This window comes from Enterococcus sp. E4-150, assembly GCF_035726465.1.
Taxonomy (GTDB): Bacteria; Bacillota; Bacilli; order Lactobacillales; family Enterococcaceae; genus Enterococcus_B; species Enterococcus_B faecium.
The window spans coordinates 111,894-136,538 of sequence record NZ_JAPRGK010000003.1; the positions used below are offsets into that span (position 1 = coordinate 111,894).

Below are 24,645 nucleotides of genomic sequence, written 5' to 3' on the forward strand. Positions count from 1 at the left end.
AATCATAGCAATAAAAGGAGAAGGTAAGCATATGGCATCTGTTTTAGTAGTCAAAGGTCATCCCCTAACTGCAGAAGAATCGCGCACAGTTAAGGCATTGACGTCTTTTTTAACAAGTTATAAAGAAAATCATCCAGATGATGAAGTGACTGTTTTGGAACTTTATCGCGATGATATTCCGGAAATCGATGAAGAATTATTATCAGGTTGGGAAGCATTACGTGCTGGTGCAGAGTTCACTTCCTTATCAGAAAGTCAACAACAAAAAATTGCTCGTTTCAATGAATTGACTGATCAGTTCCTTGCTGCTGATAAAATCGTTATCGCAAACGCTTTATGGAATCTAAATATCCCAACAAAATTAAAAGCTTGGTTCGATACCGTCAATGTAGCTGGAAAAACGTTCCGCTATACAGAAAACGGGCCAGAAGGATTAGTGACAGGTAAAAAAGCACTGCACATCCAATCTAATGGCGGTGTATACAACGGACAAGACTTTGCCTCTCAATATGTAAAAGGTATTTTAAACTTTGTAGGCATCGATCAAGTAGATCAGCTATTCATCGAAGGAATCGATTATGACCCTGACCGTGCAGATGAGTTGATGCAAAATGCATTAGATAAAGCTGCTGCTTTAGGTAAATCATTTTAAAAATTGAGATAAATGCATACAAAAGAGACAGAGGAAAAAATCTTCAAAGCAGCATTTGTGCCTTGGATATTTTCCCATCTGTCTCTTTTTGTTATTCTTTCTGCTTTTTCAACGGATTTTCTTCATAAAGAGAAGAGATTGTTGTGTACCATTCAAAAACATGAGTAATCACTACTTTAGCTGCTGCATAAACAGGAATCCCCAAGATCACACCGATGATTCCGAACAATTTCCCAGAAGTCAGCAGAACTAATAAAATCGTTACTGGATGGATTGCTAACTGATTCCCTAGTACTAATGGAGAGATCAAGCGTCCTTCTATTGTCTGCTCTACTGCAAAAACGATCAGTACTTTGATGATCATGAATGGACCTGCTACAATGGCTAAAAAGATAACCGGAATCATCGCTAAAAATGATCCTAAGTAAGGGATCAGGTTCAAAAAACCCGCAATAATCCCCAACGTGACAGCATACTCTAAACCAATGACCGCAAAACCAATCATAAACATGATTGCCACAGCAAAAGCCACAGTTAGTTGTCCTCTTATATAAGAAGAAACTTGACTATTCATTTCACTCAGCACATTCAACGTCGGTTTTTGCATGCGTGTCGGTAAAAATTTGACAAAATAAGGTGCTAATTGTTTACCGTCTTTCAATAGATAAAATAAGATAAACGGCATCGTCAGCAGAGCCACTAAAATAGTCGCTACCGCGCCGACAAAACTTCCAAGACTCTGAACTGTACTCTTAGATATATCTTGGATCATATCGCCTGCCGAATTCATGAACTTATCACCTGCTGTTTCCAACTGTTCGCGAAATTGGTTGAACAGCGGGTCCCGCAAAATCTCGGTTAATTTATTATCAATCGTATCTACATATTGAGGGAAGTTACTGATGAAGCTCACTGTTTGTTCCTGAATCTTAGGGATGATCACTACGCTCCCCCATGCGATTAGTGCAACAACCAAAACAAACAGCCCAATGATACTGTAAAGCCTTGGTACTTTTCGCTTTTCAAAGTAATCAACTACCGGATTCATCAAGTAATACAAGATTCCTGCTAAAATGATAGGCAGACCTACGATTGCTAAAAATTGCCAGATTGGTGCAAACAAATATGAAACTTTTGTAAATAAAAAGACGATCAGCAATATTAACAATACAACAAGTAAGGCTGTGACTACTTGATTATTTAAAAACCAGCGCCAAAACCACGACACCGGTCTGTTCTTCTTATTTTTTCCTTCCATAATTCCTCCTGTTAGTTATAAAAAATTTGGCTTCCCAAACCAATAGCAGGCAGTCTATGCGGATGAAGATAGATTCCATTTGCAATTTGTCCTTCTTCTGGACAAGCATCAAAAATCAATGATACGTGAGCTACTGTCTCTAAATTCCCATTGGCCATCGGACCGACATAATCGATCGTATATACCTGATCATCAAAAGCAATTGTTCCGCCTGCTTTCAAAGAAAAAGGTTCGTCTTTTGATACTTCTTGAATCACCGAATATTTTCGTAAGGCAGCTGTTGCTGTTTTATCGAACAAAATCAGCATGGGTTCTTCCTTGTTTATTGCTTCTGTCCCAATTTCTGTAATCTTTGCCTGAATCATTGCACTCTCTCCTTTAATTGCTTTCAAAAACAGTATAACACATTCTCATTCTTTAGCCGTGTGGAATAATTATGTGATAGAATAAAAACGAAAACTATTTCATTACAATTAGGAGGAATCAGCTCATATGATCGAAAAGATAATTTTAGGAACCTATACGCGTCGCGAAAGTAAAGGAATCTATACGATCGACCTTGATACAGAAAAAGAAGAATTAGCCAACCTTTCATTAGCTGTTGAAGAAAATAGCCCTACCTATGTAGCAAAAAGTAAAGCTGGCAATCTTTACACAGTTACTAGTGTGGATGGATTAGGTGGTGCCGGTGCGTACGATAAGGATTTTCATTTTTTGAATGCGGTAACAGAGTCTGGCGCTCCTTTGTGTTATGTAGCGGTTGATGAAGCACGTCAATTACTATACGGGGCGAACTATCATAAAGGTGAAGTAAATGTCTACCATATATTAGGAGATGGCGAACTGAAAGCAGCAGATTCAATATTCCATCAAGAAGCGACAGGTCCTCATAAAAACCAAGATCATGCGCATGTCCACTATACGGATCTGACTCCTGACCAACGATTAGTCGTATGTGATCTTGGTACAGATCGTGTGTATACTTATGATGTGTCCGAAAACGGCAAATTGAATCTTGTAACTACCTTCACTGCAGAGCCAGGAACAGGCCCTCGCCATCTTGTCTTTCATCCAAATGGACAATTCGCTTATTTATTTGGTGAATTAGACAGCACAGTCCGCGTGCTTTCTTATAATAAAGAAACAGGTGCTTTTGAAGAATTACAGAAAATATCGACCTTGCCAGAAGAATTCGACGGTGAAAATGGAGGGGCAGCTATCCGCATTTCAAATGATGGCAAGTTCCTTTATGCTTCTAACCGAGGACATAACTCGATTGCTGTATTCGCAGTTTTTGAAGATGGTTCCCACATTCAAAACAAGCAAATCATCTCAACAGAAGGGGATTTTCCCCGCGATTTCGCACTAGATCCAAGCAATAATTTTGTCGTGTGTGCCAATCAGAATACCGATAATCTGACATTATATCGCCGTCATCCTGAAACAGGATTACTGGAATTACTGAAAAAAGATGTCTATGCACCAGAATGTGTCTGTGTTTATTTTGATCGTTAGTAACAAAAGGAGAATGAAATGAATCAGCAAGACGTATTAGACAGACTACGGGAAGAACTAAATATTCCTTTCTTTGATGGGAAAATCGAAGATAAAGAGTATAGCGAAGAGGAATATCAGAAACTCAAAGCCGATTTACAGAACTACTTTGAACAATATGTACAGAATGTAGAAAACTAATCAGCTTTCCATACTATCTGAAAAGAACATCAGGACAAGACTTTTCCGTCTATCCTGATGTTCTTTTCTACAAATAAAAAACCGCCGAGATGGTTAGACTCGACGGAAAAGGAGTATTTACTCGATTTTGAGTAAGTACAAGGTTGTTGTTGGTTATAGGTATGTCATTATCATAAAGGATTTTGATCACTCTATCATAAAGGTAATATTACATTTATATTAGATAACTCTAGTTTTTATTGTTATCAAAGATTTCTTTTATTTTTTCAACAACAAATTAGTCATTTTTTGGATGGCAGCTGTCAATTGGTCTGTCGCTTGGTCTTGTTTTGCTTCAGATGTATTGAATAAATCTTTATCTACCCCTGACTCAAGATCAATACTTTGGATCATTTCTTCACAGCCTGCTACATATGAAAGATAAGCTTTTTCAAAATTTTTATGAATGCCCATTGCTTTTGCTGGCGGGCGCAATGTACTGACTTTCTTGAGCATTGCCCGATATTTTTTTGTTCCTTCTTCAAATAACAGGATGATCTCTTCAAGAGTCGATTTGTCCAGGTCACTTGTTTTTCCTTCATCGATTGCGTTTCTGATCACTTCATATTTCGGATGCATTCCTTCTCCGATTGCTTCTGTTTCCTTGACGATTTGATCGATGGACTGCACATAATAGCCAATATTCGGTAACATGTTCGTTTTCCTACTTTCTCCATTGTTGTTATTATTTATTCTACTTGTTTTTATCCTCAAATGACAAGTACTTGAAAAAATTTAATGGTTTCTATACAGCTCGCCATTCTTATTCGTGCTCAAAGAAACCATCTGCTAAACTATATTGTTTCCCTGCGACAATGTCATATTGGATCAATTGATATTCGTCGTAAATCTCTTGTTGCAAGCGATTGAATTGCGCTTCTTTATACCACTGTTCGTTTTGATAGTACAGTTCTCGTTCAAACGCCGGAAGTTCCTGTTCTAATGATAAAAGCAGCTGATAAAAGCCATTTGTTGTCTGATTCGTCTGTTCCATTAGATTCGCTGCAAAATAAAAAGGACTGGTGATTGCATCGTGAGTCGTTTGCTTTTCTAATTTCCCTTTGCTGTCAAACATCAAGAATTGTGTTTCATGCAATGTTTGTTTATCATTTTTGGCTTGGATGGTATCTGAATAAATCCCTGGCAGATGATCCCCCCAAAAAACAACTAAAGTCCTTCTAGAAAGATTCTTCAATTCTTCCGTGAACTGCTTCAGTGCCGTGCTGCTATAGGAAATATCTTGCAGATAATTCTCTAAGTCAAGTGTCCCACTTCCATCTGAAATTTCTGCAGAATAGCCCAGTCTATCATACTTTCCATTGTAAGGCATATGTGTCTGCATCGTGACTAAATGAATGAACTGAGGTGTTTTTTCTTCCTTGAGAAGTGTCATTACTTCTTTGTAAGCTGACTCATCAGAAATATATGGATTATTCTCTATCGTATCCGTATAGGTCATCGTACGCTCGCTGATGAACTGGTCAAATCCTAATGTCTGATAAACATCCTCTCTTTTATACATCGAAGTATTGTATGGATGGATCGCTGTCGTCTGGTATGATTGTGCGTTTAACGCTGAAACGATAGAAGGAAGCTGATCCATTTTTGGTACAAGCATCGTGTAAGGGGTGGTGAGTTGCGCATTAAATAACGCCATAGAAAAACCAGTCAATGCTTCAAATTCGATATTTGCTGTTCCACCGCCATAGTTTTGAGAAAGCATATTGCCACTATATGTTTGATCAGCTACTTCATAATAATCTGCCAATGGCTCACCAGATACTTCTACGCCGTTTAATCGACTAGGATCTGAGAAACTTTCACTCATCACGAACACGATGTTCGGCGACTCTTCCTCTGCAACTTTATTTTTTTCATCGGCTCGCTTCTGGTATTTTTCAGTGATTTCTTTGATCTTTTCTTTCGAATATCCTTCAGGTTCATCCATTGGTTCTACCTTCAGATTGTACAAAAACCCACCGATAAAACCAGTGTTATAGTAGTTCATTTTCTGGCTGTAAGGTATCCATAGTGCCGTTTTATTATATGCTTTTCGCAACAAATTATCGGGATTGTTGAAATTACTGATATACCCTAGCAGTCCAATTGCCACAAGCAGTGTCGTTAATCGGATCAATTGGAATCGCCTTCCTTTTTTCAGGCTTCGAAACATGTACCAGCAAAACAATCCTAGCACGGTTCCTGCGGCAGCTAAGATCACTGTAAACAGCATAGTGCCGGTCATATCTTTCAGCAATCCGATTTCAGTGATCATCTTCAAATCGTCTGGATAAATCGGTTCTTGCCGATAACTCATTTTCATATAATTTGCAAAACCTAATACACCGATGGCTACGACATACGTAAGGGAACCTAAAGGGACAGATCCTGCTAGTGCAATCAGAAAAATAAGAATGATCAGCAAGACGAGACAGGCTAAGAAGAATTTTTCCGTATGCCAAGAAAAAGCAAATTTCAACGCAAGGTCTACGGATAGATCATTTTGACACCACTGCAAAAACAAATTACTAAAAACAACAAGAAAAAAGATACTGATGATTGCTGCTGTTCCTTTTAAAATCTTTTTCTGTTTGGCCGAAAGTCTGCTTATATATCTTTTCAAATGCTTGCTCCTTCATTTCTATCAATAAAAGAATGTTGCTTCTCTTATTTTAGTTGTACGAAATTCGAAAGTAAAGAACGGAAAGAAGAATTAATGAAATCCAAATATTCTCTTTCTTTATGGCCTTTCTGGTTTCTTTAATAAGCGGACCTTTCGTACTCCAGAAATTTTTTCTAGCTGTTGTTTCACTTGATTGAGCTGTTCAAAATCAGTACTGTCTATGTCAATCAATATGTAGACATGCTCATTCTTATGGTTACGCGATATATCTGCGATCGCTAGCTCGTTCTCATTCAGCAGAGAAAATATCTCTGCTAATATATTGGTTTTCTTTTGATAAAATATAGTGAATCGAAACGGCGCTTGGAAAAACATTCGTACGGATGGATAATTGACCGCTTCTCTAACCGTACCGAACAAAAGATAATCTTTTAAGGCTTCAACTGCCAAACGTCCGCTGTCTGCCAAAGCTTCCTGAGTCGATCCCCCTAGATGAGGCAACATAAGTATACGGTCATTTTCTAAGAACTCTTCTTCTGGAAAATCAGTCACGTATTTAGCCAGATGTTGTTTTTCCAATGCTTGCATAACAGCATATTTATCAACAATTTCACTTCTTCCTACATTGATAAGTACAGCATCTTTTTTCATTTTTTCTATATTCGCCTGATCGATCAATCCTTTTGTATCTTCTGTCAACGGCAGCATGACTACGATGTAATCCGAGGTAGAAAGAACTGTTTCTAAATCTGCTTGCCGAACATAATCCAACTGGGCATCGCGGATAGAATAACCCAAGACATCCATCCCTAAGCTATAGCAACTTAGCGCTACTTTTGTGCCTATCGCTCCAAGACCAAGAAGACCGATGGTTTTACCTTGCAATTCTCGTCCCACATAAGCACTTCTTTTGTTTTCTGCCTGTTCTAAAATATTAGGACCTGTTAGTGTTTGTACCATACGACTTGCTTCGATTATCGGACGGGAAGATAAGAGCAAACAGCACAAAACAAGCTCTTTTACTGCATTAGCATTTACACCTGGTGTATTCATGACGATCGTCCCGTTTTCAGAAGCTTTTTCAACGTTGATCGTGTTCACCCCAACACCAGCTCTTGAAATTGCTAGCAAATCTGGTGTAAGCCATTCATCTTTCACTTTCGTACTACGAATAACTATTCCTTCGGCTGGCAAATCATCTATTATTTTGAAATATTCCCCTTGTAACTTTTCTATCTCTTGTTCTGGAATAGCATCAATCAAATGAACGTGATACATAAAACCCCCTCCTTACTAACAAGTATCTCGAAATTTCTGCAATTAGACAACTGTTTACCATTTGACTTCCTAGAAGCAAAAAGAGCAGTTAGAGCAGAGTAGGCTTAGTGATAAAAATAAGGCTATGACAAGTTACTGCCATAAGCCTTATTTTCGAGAGCAAAATATTGAGGGTGAGATATCTTGATAAATGGTGTTCCGTTAGCTGACATTGATAATAAGACTAAATTTCAAAAAAGTTGAAAAGCAAATTTCGTCAATCTCTTCTTATTTCTTAAAACTAAGCGGCTTTTTCACAACCTCTTTTTATCTAATAACCACTGTTTCCAACTCAACTAATTTTGCCCACGTTTCAATTTGATCTGTTGTTAGATTTAGCGAGACAACGGTATGATGACCGCCACCTGCCTGAATCCATGAATGGACACCTTCATGGAAATTCGGTTTAGTTTTCCATAACACACGTGCAACAGGTAAATTAGGTGCTTCAGTCGTTGGTTCAAAGGCTTCTACTTCATTGATCAGCAGTTTATAATGCGTACCGAAATCTGCCATCGATACGACTACCCCTTCTCCTGCTTTCCCATCAAATACAAGACGCGCCGGATCTTCTCTATCTCCCATTGATAAAGGAGAAACAACGATTCTTGGTTTCGTCGCAGCAAGCGTCGGATCTACTTCCATCATATGGGATTCCAAGATTGCTTCTTGGCCACTAGCTAGCTCGTAAGTATAATCTTCCATGAATCCTGTATCTTTCCCTCGAGCCATGATTTTTAGCAACCGATCAATCGCTGCAGTTTTCCAGTCGCCTTCCCCGGCAAAACCGTATCCTTCTGCCATCAAACGTTGTACAGCTAGTCCAGGTAGTTGTTTCATTCCATAAAGGTCTTCAAAATTAGTCGTAAAAGCGTTATAGCCTCCTTCTTCTAAGAAACGGCGAATACCGATTTCCTGCTGAGCTTGTACTTTTACATGTTCCTCCCATGTCTTTTCTTCATAATCACCATAGTCGAAGGTATACAATTCCTTGTACTCTTCAAATAATTGATCGACTTCTTCGTCTGATACGCGATCGATTACTTGTACAAGATCTCCGATACCAAAATAATCAACAGTCCAGCCAAATTGAATCTGTGCTTCCACTTTGTCTCCTTCTGTAACACCCACGTTTCTCATGTTGTCACCAAAACGAGCCACTTTTATTCCAAAACTTTCATTATAGGCTACTGCAACGTCCATCCAATCAGCAATCTCTTTTTGGATCTCAGGTCGTTTCCAGTAGCCAACGACTATTTTATTTTGTTTATTTAATCGAGCATTGATGAACCCATATTCGCGGTCACCATGAGCGGATTGATTTAAATTCATGAAATCCATATCGATCGTTTTCCAAGGAATGCTTTCGTTATATTGCGTAGCTAAATGAAGCAATGGTTTTTGTAGAAGCTTTGTCCCGCGGATCCACATTTTTGCTGGTGAGAAAGTATGCATCCAAGTGATCACACCTGCTACTTCTTCTCGATAATTGACCTCTTTCATGATTTTTGTGATCGTATCAGCAGTAACTGCTAATTCTTGAAGGCGGATTGGATAAGGCAATTGGCCATTTTCATTCAGTTCATCGACCATTTCTTGTGCATGTTTCTTTACTTCTCGCAGTGCTTCTTCCCCATATAAATGCTGTGATCCTACAACAAACCAAAATTCTTTTTCTCCAATATTCAACATAACTAGCCACTCCTTTTATTTGTTTTGTCCGTAATACGCATTTTTTCCGTGTTTTCGTAAATAATGTTTATCTAAAATCCGTTGAGGTAGCTCTTCTGAAAATGAATTGAGCTGTCTGGTAAATAAATTCATCTTGCATACTTCATCTAGTACGACTGCGTTCATTACCGCATTTTGCGCATCTTTCCCCCAAGTAAATGGACCGTGTCCGTGTAAAAGTACCCCTGGAATTGCTAAGGGATCAATTTTGCGTTCTTTGAATGTTTCTATGATAACTTTTCCTGTTTCATATTCGTACCCGCTGTCGATTTCCTGTTGTGTCAAAAATCGAGCACAAGGTACCGATCCATAAAAAGTATCTGCATGCGTCGTCCCCATCGCAGGAACATCCAATCCTGCTTGTGCCCAGATCGTCGCCCATGTCGAGTGAGTATGGACGATTCCTCCGAGTTGAGGAAATGAACGATATAAAACAGCATGAGTAGGCGTATCCGAAGAGGGATTGAGTTTACCTTCAATGATATGATTGTCCAAGTCCACAACGACCATGTCGTCTGCTGTCATCTCTTCATAACTGACTCCACTAGGTTTGATAACGAAATATCGTGTTTCAGGATCAAAAGCGCTCACATTTCCCCATGTATATTTGACGAGTCCATGTTTAGGCAAGTCAAGATTTGCTTGATACACTTCTTCTTTCAGTTGTTCCAGCATTTTCTATCACTCCTTTTTCTTGCAATTGATGAATCGCTGTTTTTTCAATGTCGATCCCCTCACGGTAACGTCTCATAAATATCTGATAGCCTGCTATTTCTTCTGCTGAAGGTGTGATAGTGATTCCTTGGTCTTGTCCAAACACGTCTTCTGCCAAGAAGTTTTCTAAAGACTTCCCATGTCGATCCATCATATAGGCTGCTAATAACGCGATTCCCCACGCTCCACCTTCTCCGGCTGTGTCCATCACTGTAACTGGTGCCTCCATAGCAGATGCTAGAATCCGCTGTCCAACTTCTGGTGTTTTAAAAATCCCCCCATGCCCCACTAAACGATCAATTTGGACATTCTCAGATTTCAATATATCCATTCCGATTCTCATTGCACCAAAAGCACTGGCTAAATGGATCCGCATGAAATTCGCTAAATCAAAACGGCTACCTGGTGTACGTACAAATAATGGCCTTCCTTCATTTACTCCTGTAATGTTTTCTCCAGAAAAATAACCATAAGAAAGTAATCCCCCGCAATCCGTATCGCCTTCTAGCGCTTTGTTGAATAATACCGTGAATAATTTATCTCTGCTTATCTCCATACCCAAAGAATTGGTAAATTCTTCAAAAATACTGACCCAAGCATTGATATCCGAAGAGCAGTTATTCGTATGAACCATGCCTACTAGTTCTCCTGAAGGTGTAGTGACCATGTCGATTTCCGGATGGACATTTTCTAGTTCTTTTTCTAATACGATCATAGCGAAGGCGGAAGTACCAGCCGAAATGTTCCCTGTCCGTTTGGCTACACTGTTCGTAGCGACCATACCGGTTCCTGCATCCCCTTCTGGCGGACAAACCGGGATTCCTGGTCTCAAATTTCCCGTAGGGTCGATCAGATAAGCCCCTGATTCGCTTAACTTGCCAGCTTCTTCTCCTGCTACTAGAACTTTAGGCAAAATGTGATCCAAGTCAATCGCTACGTGCGCTTTTTCGACTAACTGACCAAAAATATTTTTCATTTCTTGATGGTAGGTTTTCGTTGAAGGATCGATAGGAAACATGCCTGATGCATCTCCTACGCCTAGTACTTTCTCACCAGTAAGCTGCCAATGAACATAGCCTGCAAGCGTTGTCAAAAAATTAATTTCTTTCACATGTTCTTCTTTATTCAAAATAGATTGATACAAATGAGCGATACTCCATCTCTGCGGAATATTGTATTGAAATTTTTCCGTTAATATTCGTTCTGCTTCTTCAGTGATTGTATTTCGCCAAGTACGAAATGGTACTAGTAACTGTTCCTTGCTATCAAATGCTAGATAACCGTGCATCATTGCACTGAACCCAATCGACCCGATTGTCGTAAGATTCTCGCCATAGATTTCGAATACTTCTGCTGCCATTTTTCGGTAACTGACGCGCAGTCCTTTCCAAATATCTTCTAATGAATAGGTCCAGATACCATTTTCTAGTTTGTTTTCCCACTCATAACTACCAGCGGCAATAGGAGTAAAAGATGAATCAATCAATACAGCTTTGATCCTAGTTGATCCAAACTCAATCCCTAAAGATGTACGACCATCTATGACATCTAACATACTTTGCGCATTTACTTCCTTCATAATGATTTAACTCCCTCCTTCTCGTCAAACCTGATCAAACCGTCTTTTTAATAGCGCTTACAATGATTATTGTATACTTTTGTACGTACATGTCAAGCGGTTATTTACAAGAATACAATAAAAAACACTTGTTTTGTACGTACATAAGTTATAAAATGAAATTGCTTACAAAATCTGATCAACCGCCTTCTCGAAATTCTAGAAGGAGAGAATACTTATGAAAAAAGAAAAAAAAGTTTCCTCATCGTTTATTTATTTTTTTGGCGCATTTGGCGGCATTCTATTTGGATATGATATTGGTGTTATGACCGGCGCCTTACCTTTTTTACAGCATGATTGGGATTTGACAGGTAAAGCTTCTTTGATAGGATGGATCACGTCTTCGGTCATGTTAGGTGCGATCCTTGGCGGCTCTTTATCTGGTCTTCTTTCTGATAAGCTTGGACGACGAAAAATGATTCTTCTTTCTGCACTTATTTTTATGGCTGGTTCTGTCCTTTCTGCATCTGCCCCTCACAATGGTTCTTATTTTCTGATTGCAGCAAGGATTCTTCTAGGTTTAGCTGTTGGCGCTGCATCTGCCCTAGTTCCTGCTTATATGTCTGAAATGGCTCCTGCTAGACTAAGGGGAAGATTATCAGGGATCAATCAAGTGATGATTGCTTCTGGCATGCTCCTTTCCTATGTTGCAGATTATTTGCTAAAAGGGTTGCCTGAAACGATGGCTTGGCGCGTGATGTTAGGACTTGCTGCTGTCCCCGCGCTGATTTTATTTTTCGGTGTTTTAGCTCTACCAGAGTCACCGCGTTTTCTTATGCAATCTGGCCGCTTGGAAGAGGCAAAAAGAGTATTGAACTATATTCGGACACCAAAAGAAGCTGAACAGGAATTCGAACAAATCCAGCTGAATGTCAAACAAGAACAGACAACCGGAACTTCTTGGCATACTTTGTTTTTAGAAAAATATCGTTCCTTAGTCATTGCCGGTATTGGTATAGCAGTATTCCAGCAATTTCAAGGAGCTAATGCTATTTTTTACTATATTCCGCTGATCGTAGAAAAAGCGACTGGGCATGCAGCGAGCGATGCATTGATGTGGCCGATCATCCAAGGAATCATTTTAGTTGCTGGTTCTTTGCTCTTTTTGGTTATTGCAGACAAGTTCAATCGGCGAACTTTATTGAAAATAGGCGGTAGCGTGATGGGACTTTCTTTCATCCTACCAGCTGTTTTAGGAACTGTACTGGATGCTCATACAAATTCGTTGTTGATTCTCTTGTTTTTATGTATTTATGTCGCATTTTATTCTTGCACATGGGCTCCACTGACATGGGTAATCGTAGGCGAAATATTCCCACTAGCTGTCCGCGGGCGAGCATCTGGCCTGGCCTCTTCTTTTAATTGGATTGGTTCTTTCCTAGTCGGCTTGCTTTTTCCTGTGATGACTGCTTCTATGTCTCAAGAAATCGTTTTCGGTATTTTTGGGATCATCTGCTTTTTAGGGGTTTTATTTATTCAAGAGATCGTACCAGAAACTCGTGGGAAATCTTTAGAGGAAATCGAACAAAGTGCATCTAAAAAAACTTATCCTAAACGTATTTCTATCCATCATTCTTAAAGAGGTTGTGACAGAAGTGGTCAGCTTCAAGAAATAAGAAGGAATTTACGAAAATTGCTTCTTAAATTTTTGTGGAATTTCAGCTTATTTTCGAAGAAGCTACTTCTGGAACACCGTGAATCAGAGGTTGTGAAAAAGCTGTCCTGCATCAAGTAATAAGAACATCCAAACCTCCTATTTTTCGTTTGGTTAGGCTTATTACCGCAGATGCAAGCTTTTGAACACCGTTTAAGGAAGAGGTTGTGAGCCTGCCGTTCAGCTCCAGTCACAAGGAACAATTTCAAAAAACAGCTTCTCATGTTTGATGAATATTGTGACTTGTGACCAGTTGGTAGGAGAACACCGTTTAGTGGAGAGGTTGTGAAAGAAACGTTCAGCCTTGAGCGATGACAAAAGCTCTCACAAACATTGCGACGAGTAACCGTAGGAGCAATAAGAGGCGGTAAAAACCCGTCTCTTATTTTTCGTTTTCTTTCACTGTTTCCCGTTCAACTAGTACAGGTTCATAAAGAATATTCGGCTGTGCCTGTCCTTTTTCAATCGTTGTGACGATCCACCGTGCGGCATCTTGTCCCAACTTTTCTTTTGGATGTGTCAATGTTGTCAATTTTTTATTTCCTAAATGGCTTAAAGAAGAATCGTCTGTTCCTACGATGGATAGATCATCTGGAATTTGATAGCCATTTTCTGTCAGCTTATCTAGCAATAAACTAGCTATTTGGTCGTTATAGCAAATGATGCCATCTAAAGCTTGTTCTTCTTTCAACCGTTGTACTGTTTTTTCAGCGATTGTTTCTCGTGTTTCCGTGGTGAAAGTAATGATATCTTCCGTCAAAAAACGCACATTATACTGTTCACACGCGCTGATAAAACCTTTCATCCTGTATTTTCCTTGAAGATCGTCGATTTTTGTGATGAACAACAGACGCTGATGTCCTTTTTTTATCAAATATTCTGCTGCCATAAAACCGACTTTCACATCATCTAAACAAATATAAGAGGCATTTAACTCTTCATAAGCAGCATTGATCATCACCATCGGAATGCCTTGTTCTCTCAAAGCAACATAAAGTGCTAAGTTTGGGTTATACTGATTACTTTTCGTAGGCTCAACGATCAAACCATCTACCCCATAAGCAATCATTTTCTTCAAACACTCTTTTTCCAATTCGTGATCGTTATTCGTACTGGCTAAAAGCAATGAATACCCAGACTCTCGTAATTCATTTTCGATTCCTCGGATAATCGACGGAAAAATATAATCAGAGAGATATGTGGTGATGACACCGATCGTTTTTGTTCTGTTCAATGGTGTTTTTTCTATCTTATAGCTGTCATCTACATATGTGCCCGATCCTTTTTCTTTACGCAGATAGCCCTCATTTACCAACACAGCGATTGCTTGCCGAATCGTATGTCTGCTGACGTCATATATTTCTTGCAGCTTGAATTCTGAGGGAATGGTTGTATTTACTTCGTATTCCTCACGAAGGATCTTTTGTTTTATCTCTTCTGCAATATCTTGATATTTTGCCATTTGCCTTGCCCCTTTTTATTTGTACGTACATATATCATAACGAGTCTGCAAGGTTTATTCAAGCAAAAATCAAGGTTTCTTGTGCTCATAAGGCATACGGAACAGGTTCACCAAATTCTGGAAATCCTTGCTCATTCCACGTAAAGCATTGCGCGTTCGCGTGCCGATTAGGATTGTCTAACGGATCCCCTTTTTGGTTCTTCTCTGGTCGAGCATGATAGATCAAAATATCAAAGCACCCATCTTCTGAAACCGTAAACGAGTTGTGACCAGGACCAAATTGCTTATTTTTTTCAGAAGAAACGAATACTGGCTCCGATAATTTATGCCATGATTCTTTTAATAAAAGATTCTTGTGCTCATCAGCCCACAGCAGGCCCATGGCATAGTTTTCATCTGTTGCACTACCAGAATACGTAATGAATATTTTCCCATTGCGAGTAAGGACTGCTGGACCTTCATTTACTGAAAAACCCTGTTTTTCCCATTCATACTCAGGTATAGAAAGGAGGATCTGCTTCCCCTTTAACGTCCAAGGATTATCCATTTCGGATAGATAAAGATTAGAATTCCCAGTAATTTCAGGATCTTGTTGGGCCCACACATAATATAGCTTTCCTTGAGAAGAGAAAGTTGTTCCGTCTAAACTGAAAGTTTCCCTTTTCGTTTTTATTTGTCCCTTTTCTATCCAATCTGTATTCATTGGATCTATATGCTGATTTTCAAGTACGAACATGCGGTGATGATGAGATTCATCACGTATAGTTTTATGACTGCTTGCAGCAAAGTAAATATACCATTTTCCATTGATATAATGGACTTCAGGTGCCCAGATCAATTCACTCATCGGTCCTTCTTCATGAGCCTGCCATACAATCAGGCTTTCAGCATGTTCTAATTCATTCAGTGACTTTGCCCTTCTTAATTCAATCACTTGGTAGCCTGGAACCGATCCTGTAAAATAATAATAACCATCTGTATGTTTATATACCCAAGGATCTGCCCGTTGCCGAACGATAGGATTATTATAAAGTGTCTTCATCATAACAAATTTCCTCACATTTTCTTTATTCTAATTACATTCCAAGAGTATTTTTCTATCCCTACATTTAATTCGTCATGTTTTTCTATTGAAAAATAATTTATTTCAGGTTTTATTTTTTCTGGTTCTTCACGTGTATTTTTGTCCAACAGATCGCTACTGGTTAATGTGTAGTGCTCTCCTTGATCTAGCAAATTAAAATCATGTTCAATCGTTATCTTTTGTTGTTCATTTGTGCGATTGATCAAGAAAATAGTCAGCTGATTGCCGTTATCTACGATCACACTGTCCACATAAGGAACGTTTTTTATCTTTTCACAATCATAAACAGGGCAAATGATTCGTTGTTCCAATACTTGACCTTTAGCATATTTCGATAAGTGTTGCATCACATAATAAGTTGGATTCCTCCATGCTTGTCCTTTAGCATCTGTCAGTATTAAAGGTATTGTGTTTACTAACAATGATTGACAACTAATCTTTACGCGATCTGCGTGTCGTAAAATAGCTAGCCCTAATGAACCAAATAATAATGTATCTTCCATAGTAAAGTAACACCAATCGATGGGACTACCGACTTCAAAATCCCTATGTCTTTTTTCCGGTTGGGCATGTACATTCCATTCATCAAACGCTAGATACATTGTTTTCTCACTTCTCAAATATCCTTTTACATAATCACAAGTAGCAACGATTTCTTCAATTTGACGATCGAATCGATAAGCTTTTGCAAGGTATGTCGCTGTATCATCACGCTCATTTTTAGGAGGTTTAGTCAAGTCTTCTTCATCATACTTATCAATATAGTTATGCAAAGCTAAATAATCTACATTCTCATAAGCTTCTTCTAATGCGATACGATCCCATTCAGGGTACGATGGTAAACGTGGCGTAGAGCTTCCAACTAAGATTGTTTCAATTGAATCATCCACTAACTTCATGACTTTTGAGGCTTCATTTGCTAACCTACCATATTCATAAGCACTCTTAGCCCCCACTTGCCATGGCCCGTCTAGCTCATTCCCTAAACACCATAATTTAACGCCAAAAGGCTTTTTTTGCCCATTTTTTATTCTTAAATCACTCCAGAAGGTTCCTTTTGGAAAATTACAATATTCTACTAAATTTTTTGCTTCATCGATTCCTTTTGTTCCTAAATTCACCGTGAATATCGGTTTCGCTTGTACATGACTGATCCATTTAAAAAATTCGTGGAGTCCAAAAGAATTTGGTTCTATACCTCGCCATGCTAAATCAATTTTTTTTGGTCGTTGTTCTTTCCTACCTACAGTATCCACCCAATCATAACCAGATGTAAAGTTTCCTCCAGGATAGCGAATGACACCTAATTCTAATTCCTTTACATAAGAGAGGACATCTTGTCTAAACCCGTCACCATCAGCTGTTTCATGGCCCGGTTCATAAATCCCTGTATAGACGACACTTCCCATATGCTCAACAAATGAGCCAAACAGCCGAGAACTGATCTCTCCTACCGTAAAATCCTCTCTGATTTTTACTTTCACTTCTTCGTCCAACAGCTTTCCCTACCTTTCATTTCCTATAGTCAAGATAATAGATACAAGTTTCCATACGCCACCAGCAAAGATAAAAATAAAAGGAGGGAAAAGAAATATGAGCAGTACAAATCCTAATAACAATACGCAACAAAGAATATTTCTCAAAAAATCAAAAAATACTTTCCATGCACTTTGTTCAAAAATTTGTAAAAATGTGATATCTTTGTTTTCAGAAATCACATATATCCAGGATAAAAGAAACATGGAATAAATAAGTGAAACTACATATCCACTAATTGAAAGTACGATTGTCTGTTCTTCTAATAATTGATTAACAAGAAAATAAATAATGATCGTTAACAGACTAAGGAACAAGTTCTTACCAAAATGTTGCTTTATTCCTTGAAAGAAAAAATAAATGATATTTCCTGATCCCTCACCTTTCCATTGCGCCATTACATAAAAAACAGCACATGTAGCAGGCACGATAGTAATAACAGGCAAACACACGATTACCCAGAGAATACCTAATAAGATGTAATCAGAAACCACAATCAACTGTCCATAAAATTTAGTCTCAACTATTTTCATCTTCCTCACTCTTTCATTCCAGACATAGCTGTTCCTTGAACAAAATATTTCTGTGCAAAAATATAAACCACTAGTAATGGCAGCATTGAAATAACCGTTCCAGCCATTACAGGTCCATAAAAAGAAATGTTCTGCCCCGTAAATAAAGCTAACCCTGCTGGTAAAGTTCTCATTTTTGAACTACTTGTCAATATCAATGGATAAAGCAAGTCATTCCAACTATTCATCAGCGTGAAAATCCCTAATGATAAAAGAGTAGGTTTGCTCAATGGCAACATGATTTTCAAAAAAATATTAAACTCACTTAATCCATCAATGCGTGCTGCCTCTTCCAAAGAATCTGGTAAAGTAATAAAAAAGGAACGCATCATGAAGATACCAAATGCAGTTGTCATACGAGGAATGATCAAACCTGCATAAGTATCAAGCATGCCAAGCAAATTGACTTCAATAAATAGAGGAATCATGAAGACTTGGAATGGGATCATCATTGTCAGCAAAACGAAATAGAACAAAACTGATTTTCCTTTGAAACGCATACGAGCAAATGCATACCCCGCAAGAGAATCAAAGAATACAGAAGTGATCACTGTCCCTCCAGCAAAAATCACTGTATTTTTGATGTAATCTAATAAAGGGATCGTTGTCCAAACCTTAATATAGTTATCTAGGGTATAGCTATCTGCAAATATTCTAGGCGGAAATGAGATAATGTCTTTTTCGTGTTTAAAAGAAGAAATAATCAGCCACAAAAAAGGAAACGCAATAACCAACAATATAACTAGCATACTAATCGTTCGAATGATTTTTTTACCACTAACTGCTTTTCGACTATTCACAGTAACTGTAATCGAGCTTTCTGGTGCCATACAGGTTTCCCTCCTATTTCATTTGTTTTTCTTTCCGTGACATGTACACATTAGTGGAGATAGCTATAGTTGCAACAATGATAAACAAAACCGAAGACAGTGCTGATGCATAGCCCAATTCATAAGGTGCTGTAAATCCTCGACTGTAAATATATTGAACAGCTGTTTCTGTCTTAAATTGTGGGCCACCAGCGGTTGCAACATATACTTGGTCAAACACTTGCATCGAACCAATCAGATTCGTTAAAATACAAAAACCTAAGGAGGGAACGATCTGAGGTAGCGTAATGTTAAAAAACTGCTGTCGATTTGTTGCACCATCCATTTGAGCAGATTCATACAAAGAGGGAGAGATTCCCTGAATAGCAGTCAAGAGAATCGTCATAGTAACACCAAAATTCTTCCAAACAGTCATGATGGCTACCGTCGGCATAGCAAGGGTTGGATCGCGAAAAAATTGAGGGATCGGCAAGCCGACTTGTGAAAACAAGTAAGGAATCGCCCCTACATTCGGATCAAGCAACATAGAAAAAATAATCGCAATTGACGTCAATGAACAAATAACTGGAATGTAAAATGTCGAACGACAAAAACGATTGAATCTGGTATTTTTAGATAATGCTACTGCTGCTAATAAACCAACGATAATTTGTGTTGGCGTTTCGAGTACGGTGAAATATAAAGAATGAATCAACGAATTAACTGCTCGTTCATCACTAAATATACGTGTGAAATTTTCAAAACTTACAAAATTTCTTGATGTAAAGAAAATATTCAAATCTGTAAAACTAATAGCAAATGTTCCTAAAAGCGGTATGACAGTAAATAATAATAAAACTAAAAAAGATGGAGTTAAAAACAAATACGCAGCACGATCAGGACGATTCCAATATTTGGTGAATCCGTTCATATAGTCCACCTCTTCTTTCATTTTGATAAAATATACAATCTTGGTTTAAACGAATCTGAATAAGATATCCGAACAATCGCTGTGATTTTTGCAATAACACCTATCTGCAAATACTAGGTCGATCATTCAGATATCTGTATCTTGCCAACAGTCTATCCTGTATAAAGTTCTGTACTATTTTTGCAGTAATTGATTGATGGCATCATCTGCATCGTTCATGAGTGTCTCAGGATCTTCTCCTGCTAATAATTTTTCAATCAGTGGATTGATGATATCGTTATTGATCGCAGAGATTTGGGTAAAACCTGGTAAATATGGCTCTGCATAGTCCATTTGTTTCGATAATTCAGATACAATAGGATCATTTTTTACTTCTTCATCTTTTGCTACTGAATCCAAGTAGGCAGGAAAACCATTTTCGATACTCCATTTTTTACCAATTTCAGTTGTATTCCAATATTTCAAAAACTCATAGACAGCTTCTTTTTTATTATTATCTGTACTTGCCGGAATGGCATATCCTACGCCATCTAAAATAGCTGTTTTTTTGTCTGAATCACTCCCTTGTGGTAAGGTAGTCACATTATAGTCAATCTCGTTTGCTTTCAATCCGTTATTTAACCATGGCCCATTGATTTCAATGGCTAGTTGACCAGCATTCATTAAATTGTCCATTTCGGCGCCAGAAATCGATTCTGGACCAGTCTTGTCTACATGGATCATTTTTTGGATCGCTTTTAACGTTTTAAGGTTCTCAGGAGACGCAAATTCAGACTTAGTATAATCATCGTTCACTAATTTACCGCCATTTGCTAACATCCAGTTATATAACGGTGCAGTTCCATCCTTATTGAAGACAAAACCTGATACATTTTTACTACTATCGGTTAATTTTGGTGCCATTTCTGTCAATTCTTCCCAAGTAGTAGGTGGTTGTTCAGTATCTAATCCAGCTTGTTTAAACAAATCATTATTCCAATACATATACATTCCTTGTACCTGCATGGGGACAAAATACTGTTTACCTTCTACTTCACCTAATTCAATAGCCGTTTCTTTAAAATCAGATTTATCTACTCCATCATATTCCCAGAAATCGTCTAATGGTTGTACCGCTCCGTTTTCTACATACTGTGCAAAATCTGGATAATTTAATGCAATAAAGTCAGGTGCTTTTTTAGAAGAAATCGCTGTAGGAAGTTTTTCATTCAAATTGGCCCAAGTCATGATATCCATTTCAATTTTGATGTTTTTATCATTTGTTTTATTAAATTCATTAACGATTTCTTGCAATATTTCACCATCAGATGCAGTAAACCCATTCCAAAAAGTCAAAGTCACTTCTTTATCAGAATCAGATTCTGCTGAACTTCCGCCACCGCAAGCTCCTAAAATACCTGTTGCAGCTACCAACAAAGAGCCAATTAACCATTTTTTACCTTTCATTTTTTGTTCCTCCTTCATCTGATAAACGACATCTGACCACATTCCAAGATAGCGGTTTCAATAAACAATTGATTTTCCCATCTTCAGCTTTTACATTTGTTGAATGACTTGGTTTTACTTGTTCACTTTTAGGAAGATTAGTTGCTTTTGTATCAAATCCACTCATTTCAGAAAAATCAATCACTCCCTCTACTGATAATTCAGACAAGTGAACAGTTAGATTCATTTCTTCTTCTCCACGGTTAACTGCAAATATGACAAGTTCTTTGTCATTTATTACGGCTATACTTTCTAAATACGGCACTTCTTCAAAATCTTCCGTCGCATAGTTTGCTGAACGAATTTGTGGGCTTAACACCTCTCCTTGTCCATACACAGCAGCTTGCATAAATGGATAATAGATCGTCTGTCTCCAAGCTTCTCCGTTTGTTTCTGTCCTGATTGGTGCAATAACGTTTACCAATTGAGCAAGACAAGCAATCTTTACTCTATCTGCATGTTTCAATAAAGTGATTAATAGACAGCCTAATAGTAATGCATCTTCAAAATTATAGTTATCTTCTAGTAAAGGAGGAGCAATCTGCCAAGGCGCTGCTTGCTCATCTTGTTCCGCTGAATGATACCAAATATTCCATTCATCAAAGGAGAGGTTGATCTGCTTCTTACTATGTTTCTTCGCCTTGACTGTATCGCACATCGCTGTCACTTCAGAAATGAACCGATCCATGTCTAAGGAACGTGCAAGATAATGAGAAAGATCATTTTTTTGGTTGCCATAATATTGATGAAGAGACAAATAATCTATTTGATCGTACGCTTGATCAAGAACTGTTAACTCCCAATCACCAAATGTAGGCATTTGCCGATTCGAACTTCCGCATAAAACCACCTCAATTGAATCATCTACGAGTTTCATCGCCTTAGCCGTTTCCTCTGCTAACCGTCCATATTCTTCCGCTGTTTTATGTCCAATCTGCCAAGGACCGTCCATTTCATTCCCTAAACACCATGTCTTAATTCCAAAAGGGCTCTCTTGACCATTCGAACGCCTTAAATCACTCCAATAAGTTCCTTTAGGAAAATTACAATATTCGACTAAATTACGAGCTGCATCTACTCCACGAGTACCCAGATTGACAGCCATATTGATTTCGGCCCCCACATGCTGACACCAGTTATAAAATTCATGAATCCCAACTTCATTCGTTTCAATTGTCCGCCAAGCTAAATCCAACCTTCTAGGTCTATTTGCTATGGGCCCAATACTGTCTTCCCAACGAAATCCTGACACAAAATTTCCACCAGGATATCTAATCATGGGAATGTTCAATTCTTTTACCAAGTGAATGACGTCTTGGCGAAATCCCCTTTTATTAGCTGATGGATGATCTGGCTGATAAATCCCTTCATATACTGCTCGTCCCATATGTTCAATAAATGAACTGTACAACCGCGGATCAACTTTGCCTACACGCTTGACACTACTAATCAACATTGTGGCTTCCATAACTGACCTCCTTTAATTTATACATGAATAATACACCTTGTCGAAAGCGCTGTCAATAATATAAATGTTAAACTTACTTATTTTTTATCGATTTTAATTAACCAAAATATTAATAATGATTAAAACAAATAATTTAATATAACTTTTATTAACAAATATGTTAATATATAAGAAAAACCTTTTAAGAGGTGATATATATGCAACTACAAATAAACGAAGAATCCTTACCGGTATATGAAGCATTAGCTAGTAAAACAAGGATCAGGATCATCCAGCTACTTTCCAAAAAGAAGATGAATGTCAAAGATTTGGCAAAAGAACTTGGGGTAAGCAGTGCTATCACAACGATGCACGTGAAAAAGCTAGAGGAAGCAAACATCATCAAAACAGAAAAAGTAGGACAACAAAAAATTTCGAGCCTTCGTGTCGATAAAATCGATATCAGTTTTCCAGAAAAAATATTCAATGCTTTTGATACGAAAGAAACATCGATACCTATTGGTCACTATACAAATTATGCAATTGAACCAACATGCGGTTTAGCTACGATCCATGATTTTATCGGGAAAGTGGATGAACCACGCTATTTTATGGATCCTCGAAGGATGGATGCCCGCATTCTCTGGTTTACCAGCGGATTTGTCGAGTATCAGGCACCTAATTTTTTAAATACAGAGGATACATTGGAGATGTTGGAAGTTTCTGTGGAAATTTCTTCTGAATTTCCTTTTTCAAATGACAATTGGCCTTCAGATATCACTTTCAGCCTAAATGGTGTGGAGCTAGGAACATGGACGAGCCCTGGAGATTTTGCTGATATCCGCGGTAAATATACGCCTGATTGGTATCCAGATAATCTTAATCAATACGGCTTGCTGAAGACGATCCGAATTACCAAACACTTGACGAATATGAATGGAGAACCCTTGTCAAACATCACGATCAACGACATCCCTAAAGAGCAAGACACTTGGCATTTGCGAATCGAAGTGAAAGACGATGCCAAACATGTGGGGGGCTGTACTTTATTTGGTAAAGGATTCGGTAATTACGATCAGGATATCAAATTAAAAGTTTACTACAGCTGATATTTTTCTTTTCTATTTTATAAAACAAAAACAGCCAATCCCTATGAAGGGACGGCTGTTTTTTGCTTTATTGTTATTTCCAGAAATCATCCAAAACGGAAATTGGCAAATGTCGTTTATGTTGTGTCTTGTTCCACCATGCTTCGATTTTTTCTTGTGCTTGAGCGGGAACTTCTTTTCCTTCTAGATAATCATCAATTTCATTATATGTGACACCTAGTGCGACTTCATCTGCAATCATTGGTTTCCCGTCTTCAAGATCTGCAGTCGGAATTTTTGTGTATAATTTTTCCGGTGCATTCAATGCTTGAAGCAATTGTTTCCCTTGTCGTTTGTCCAAACGGAATAATGGCAAAATGTCGGCTCCACCATCACCAAATTTCGTGAAGAATCCAGTAATGTTTTCTGCAGCATGATCTGTCCCTAATACGGCTCCTGCTCTTTCTCCAGCTACGGCATATTGCGTAATCATACGTTGACGTGCTTTGATATTTCCTTTGTTAAAATCGCTGATTTCCACACCTGCTTCGCTTAATACTTGTACTTGTGCATCAACAGCTGGTTTGATATTTACTCGCAGACTAACATCGGGCTGGATAAAGTCAAGAGCAGCTTTTGCATCTTCTTCATCTGCTTGTTCACCATAAGGAAGACGAACAGCGATAAATTGATAGTTTTCATCTTTTGTTTCTTCACGCATTTCTTCCATCGTTAGTTGCGCCAAACGGCCTGCTAAAGTAGAATCTTGGCCGCCGCTGATACCTAGTACAAAAGTTTTAAGAAACGGATATTTTTTCAAATATGCTTTCATAAAGTCAATACTTTTACGTATTTCTTCTTTTGGATCAATTGTTGGTTTGACACCTAATTCATTGATAATTTCTGTCTGCAGGCTCATTTATTCTCCTC

At 38.2% G+C, this 24,645-nt stretch carries 23 protein-coding genes; 6 read left to right on the forward strand and 17 right to left on the reverse strand.

Annotated elements, in window-relative coordinates:
• Nucleotides 1–31 precede the first annotated feature (31 nt).
• Nucleotides 32–652: an NAD(P)H-dependent oxidoreductase gene (locus OZ002_RS03955; RefSeq protein ID WP_002287272.1), complete on the forward strand. Its 621-nt coding sequence runs from the start codon at nt 32–34 to the stop codon at nt 650–652.
• 91 nt (nt 653–743) lie between these two features.
• Here the strand turns inward: OZ002_RS03955 and OZ002_RS03960 are convergent, their stop codons facing one another.
• The gene (locus OZ002_RS03960) at nt 744–1,910 is read right to left on the reverse strand and encodes an AI-2E family transporter (protein ID WP_156249247.1); all 1,167 of its coding nucleotides are present in this window, start codon (nt 1,908–1,910) and stop codon (nt 744–746) included.
• Between the two features lie 11 nt (nt 1,911–1,921).
• Complete coding sequence (locus OZ002_RS03965; protein WP_002294113.1) at nt 1,922–2,275, reverse strand: PTS glucitol/sorbitol transporter subunit IIA; 354 nt, start codon at nt 2,273–2,275, stop codon at nt 1,922–1,924.
• 127 nt (nt 2,276–2,402) lie between these two features.
• On the opposite strand from OZ002_RS03965, the gene OZ002_RS03970 reads away from it, so the two are divergent.
• Nucleotides 2,403–3,425, forward strand: coding sequence for a lactonase family protein (locus tag OZ002_RS03970; RefSeq protein ID WP_002307191.1), 1,023 nt, complete (start codon nt 2,403–2,405; stop codon nt 3,423–3,425).
• Between the two features lie 18 nt (nt 3,426–3,443).
• A complete protein-coding gene (locus tag OZ002_RS03975) occupies nt 3,444–3,605 on the forward strand; it encodes a hypothetical protein (protein WP_002287277.1) in 162 nt (53 codons plus the stop codon).
• Between the two features lie 258 nt (nt 3,606–3,863).
• On the opposite strand, the gene OZ002_RS03980 is transcribed toward OZ002_RS03975, so the two are convergent.
• Both OZ002_RS03980 and OZ002_RS03985 read right to left on the reverse strand, forming a co-directional pair.
• The gene (locus tag OZ002_RS03980; RefSeq protein WP_002307190.1) at nt 3,864–4,298 is read right to left on the reverse strand and encodes a hypothetical protein; all 435 of its coding nucleotides are present in this window, start codon (nt 4,296–4,298) and stop codon (nt 3,864–3,866) included.
• Between the two features lie 109 nt (nt 4,299–4,407).
• Nucleotides 4,408–6,267, reverse strand: a complete 1,860-nt coding sequence (locus tag OZ002_RS03985) for an LTA synthase family protein (RefSeq protein ID WP_325082882.1) — start codon at nt 6,265–6,267, stop codon at nt 4,408–4,410.
• Between OZ002_RS03985 and OZ002_RS03990 the strand changes: the two genes are divergently transcribed.
• Nucleotides 6,268–6,408, forward strand: a complete 141-nt coding sequence (locus OZ002_RS03990; protein ID WP_002321042.1) for a hypothetical protein — start codon at nt 6,268–6,270, stop codon at nt 6,406–6,408. It begins immediately after the preceding gene.
• On the opposite strand, the gene OZ002_RS03995 is transcribed toward OZ002_RS03990, so the two are convergent.
• The 4 genes from OZ002_RS03995 to OZ002_RS04010 form a co-directional block, all read right to left on the reverse strand.
• The gene (locus OZ002_RS03995) at nt 6,385–7,545 is read right to left on the reverse strand and encodes an NAD(P)-dependent oxidoreductase (protein ID WP_125178981.1); all 1,161 of its coding nucleotides are present in this window, start codon (nt 7,543–7,545) and stop codon (nt 6,385–6,387) included. The two genes, OZ002_RS03990 and OZ002_RS03995, sit on opposite strands and share 24 nt — an antisense overlap.
• A gap of 306 nt (nt 7,546–7,851) precedes the next feature.
• Entirely contained in the window at nt 7,852–9,276 is a 1,425-nt protein-coding gene (gene araA, locus OZ002_RS04000) for an L-arabinose isomerase (protein ID WP_002287282.1), read from the reverse strand.
• Between the two features lie 15 nt (nt 9,277–9,291).
• A complete protein-coding gene (locus OZ002_RS04005; RefSeq protein ID WP_049142491.1) occupies nt 9,292–9,990 on the reverse strand; it encodes an L-ribulose-5-phosphate 4-epimerase in 699 nt (232 codons plus the stop codon).
• Nucleotides 9,947–11,608, reverse strand: coding sequence for a xylulokinase (locus OZ002_RS04010; RefSeq protein WP_002338660.1), 1,662 nt, complete (start codon nt 11,606–11,608; stop codon nt 9,947–9,949). The genes OZ002_RS04005 and OZ002_RS04010 overlap by 44 nt, the downstream gene beginning before the upstream one ends.
• A 217-nt stretch (nt 11,609–11,825) precedes the next feature.
• Between OZ002_RS04010 and OZ002_RS04015 the strand changes: the two genes are divergently transcribed.
• Nucleotides 11,826–13,226, forward strand: a complete 1,401-nt coding sequence (locus OZ002_RS04015; RefSeq protein WP_049142492.1) for a sugar porter family MFS transporter — start codon at nt 11,826–11,828, stop codon at nt 13,224–13,226.
• Nucleotides 13,227–13,683: 457 nt separating this feature from the next.
• On the opposite strand, the gene OZ002_RS04020 is transcribed toward OZ002_RS04015, so the two are convergent.
• The 8 genes from OZ002_RS04020 to arfA form a co-directional block, all read right to left on the reverse strand.
• Nucleotides 13,684–14,763: a GntR family transcriptional regulator gene (locus OZ002_RS04020; RefSeq protein ID WP_002297695.1), complete on the reverse strand. Its 1,080-nt coding sequence runs from the start codon at nt 14,761–14,763 to the stop codon at nt 13,684–13,686.
• Between the two features lie 85 nt (nt 14,764–14,848).
• The gene (locus OZ002_RS04025; protein WP_156249249.1) at nt 14,849–15,808 is read right to left on the reverse strand and encodes a glycoside hydrolase family 43 protein; all 960 of its coding nucleotides are present in this window, start codon (nt 15,806–15,808) and stop codon (nt 14,849–14,851) included.
• A gap of 11 nt (nt 15,809–15,819) precedes the next feature.
• The gene (locus OZ002_RS04030; protein WP_197322326.1) at nt 15,820–17,331 is read right to left on the reverse strand and encodes an alpha-N-arabinofuranosidase; all 1,512 of its coding nucleotides are present in this window, start codon (nt 17,329–17,331) and stop codon (nt 15,820–15,822) included.
• Nucleotides 17,332–17,352: 21 nt separating this feature from the next.
• Nucleotides 17,353–17,916 carry a YesL family protein gene (locus OZ002_RS04035; protein WP_002297690.1) on the reverse strand — a complete coding sequence of 188 codons (564 nt, stop codon included), beginning with the start codon at nt 17,914–17,916 and terminating at the stop codon, nt 17,353–17,355.
• Between the two features lie 5 nt (nt 17,917–17,921).
• A complete protein-coding gene (locus tag OZ002_RS04040) occupies nt 17,922–18,785 on the reverse strand; it encodes a carbohydrate ABC transporter permease (RefSeq protein WP_002287292.1) in 864 nt (287 codons plus the stop codon).
• Between the two features lie 13 nt (nt 18,786–18,798).
• Entirely contained in the window at nt 18,799–19,695 is an 897-nt protein-coding gene (locus OZ002_RS04045) for a carbohydrate ABC transporter permease (protein ID WP_002287294.1), read from the reverse strand.
• Between the two features lie 174 nt (nt 19,696–19,869).
• Nucleotides 19,870–21,159, reverse strand: a complete 1,290-nt coding sequence (locus OZ002_RS04050) for an ABC transporter substrate-binding protein (RefSeq protein ID WP_002321046.1) — start codon at nt 21,157–21,159, stop codon at nt 19,870–19,872.
• Nucleotides 21,131–22,648, reverse strand: a complete 1,518-nt coding sequence (arfA, locus tag OZ002_RS04055) for an arabinosylfuranosidase ArfA (protein WP_002332179.1) — start codon at nt 22,646–22,648, stop codon at nt 21,131–21,133. The genes OZ002_RS04050 and arfA overlap by 29 nt, the downstream gene beginning before the upstream one ends.
• A gap of 197 nt (nt 22,649–22,845) precedes the next feature.
• Between arfA and OZ002_RS04060 the strand changes: the two genes are divergently transcribed.
• Nucleotides 22,846–23,736: an ArsR/SmtB family transcription factor gene (locus OZ002_RS04060; RefSeq protein WP_002307176.1), complete on the forward strand. Its 891-nt coding sequence runs from the start codon at nt 22,846–22,848 to the stop codon at nt 23,734–23,736.
• Between the two features lie 73 nt (nt 23,737–23,809).
• Here OZ002_RS04060 and nadE read toward each other — a convergent pair whose 3' ends face one another.
• A complete protein-coding gene (gene nadE, locus OZ002_RS04065; protein ID WP_002307174.1) occupies nt 23,810–24,634 on the reverse strand; it encodes an ammonia-dependent NAD(+) synthetase in 825 nt (274 codons plus the stop codon).
• Between the last annotated feature and the right edge of the window lie 11 nt (nt 24,635–24,645).

Excerpts from the sequence above, each read along its gene's own strand:
- OZ002_RS04010 (WP_002338660.1), bottom strand. The coding sequence starts at position 11,608 with ATGAAGGAAGTAAATGCGCAAAGTATGTTAGATGTCATAGATGGTCGT.
- OZ002_RS03980 (WP_002307190.1), bottom strand. The coding sequence starts at position 4,298 with ATGTTACCGAATATTGGCTATTATGTGCAGTCCATCGATCAAATCGTC.
- OZ002_RS04040 (WP_002287292.1), bottom strand. The coding sequence starts at position 18,785 with ATGGCACCAGAAAGCTCGATTACAGTTACTGTGAATAGTCGAAAAGCA.
- OZ002_RS04015 (WP_049142492.1), top strand. The coding sequence starts at position 11,826 with ATGAAAAAAGAAAAAAAAGTTTCCTCATCGTTTATTTATTTTTTTGGC.
- nadE (WP_002307174.1), bottom strand. The coding sequence starts at position 24,634 with ATGAGCCTGCAGACAGAAATTATCAATGAATTAGGTGTCAAACCAACA.
- OZ002_RS04045 (WP_002287294.1), bottom strand. The coding sequence starts at position 19,695 with ATGAACGGATTCACCAAATATTGGAATCGTCCTGATCGTGCTGCGTAT.
- OZ002_RS04005 (WP_049142491.1), bottom strand. The coding sequence starts at position 9,990 with ATGCTGGAACAACTGAAAGAAGAAGTGTATCAAGCAAATCTTGACTTG.
- OZ002_RS03995 (WP_125178981.1), bottom strand. The coding sequence starts at position 7,545 with ATGTATCACGTTCATTTGATTGATGCTATTCCAGAACAAGAGATAGAA.
- OZ002_RS03955 (WP_002287272.1), top strand. The coding sequence starts at position 32 with ATGGCATCTGTTTTAGTAGTCAAAGGTCATCCCCTAACTGCAGAAGAA.
- OZ002_RS04020 (WP_002297695.1), bottom strand. The coding sequence starts at position 14,763 with ATGGCAAAATATCAAGATATTGCAGAAGAGATAAAACAAAAGATCCTT.
- OZ002_RS04050 (WP_002321046.1), bottom strand. The coding sequence starts at position 21,159 with ATGAAGGAGGAACAAAAAATGAAAGGTAAAAAATGGTTAATTGGCTCT.
- OZ002_RS03990 (WP_002321042.1), top strand. The coding sequence starts at position 6,268 with ATGCTTGCTCCTTCATTTCTATCAATAAAAGAATGTTGCTTCTCTTAT.
- OZ002_RS04060 (WP_002307176.1), top strand. The coding sequence starts at position 22,846 with ATGCAACTACAAATAAACGAAGAATCCTTACCGGTATATGAAGCATTA.
- OZ002_RS03960 (WP_156249247.1), bottom strand. The coding sequence starts at position 1,910 with ATGGAAGGAAAAAATAAGAAGAACAGACCGGTGTCGTGGTTTTGGCGC.
- OZ002_RS03965 (WP_002294113.1), bottom strand. The coding sequence starts at position 2,275 with ATGATTCAGGCAAAGATTACAGAAATTGGGACAGAAGCAATAAACAAG.
- OZ002_RS03970 (WP_002307191.1), top strand. The coding sequence starts at position 2,403 with ATGATCGAAAAGATAATTTTAGGAACCTATACGCGTCGCGAAAGTAAA.
- arfA (WP_002332179.1), bottom strand. The coding sequence starts at position 22,648 with ATGGAAGCCACAATGTTGATTAGTAGTGTCAAGCGTGTAGGCAAAGTT.
- OZ002_RS04035 (WP_002297690.1), bottom strand. The coding sequence starts at position 17,916 with ATGAAAATAGTTGAGACTAAATTTTATGGACAGTTGATTGTGGTTTCT.
- OZ002_RS03975 (WP_002287277.1), top strand. The coding sequence starts at position 3,444 with ATGAATCAGCAAGACGTATTAGACAGACTACGGGAAGAACTAAATATT.
- araA (WP_002287282.1), bottom strand. The coding sequence starts at position 9,276 with ATGTTGAATATTGGAGAAAAAGAATTTTGGTTTGTTGTAGGATCACAG.
- OZ002_RS04025 (WP_156249249.1), bottom strand. The coding sequence starts at position 15,808 with ATGATGAAGACACTTTATAATAATCCTATCGTTCGGCAACGGGCAGAT.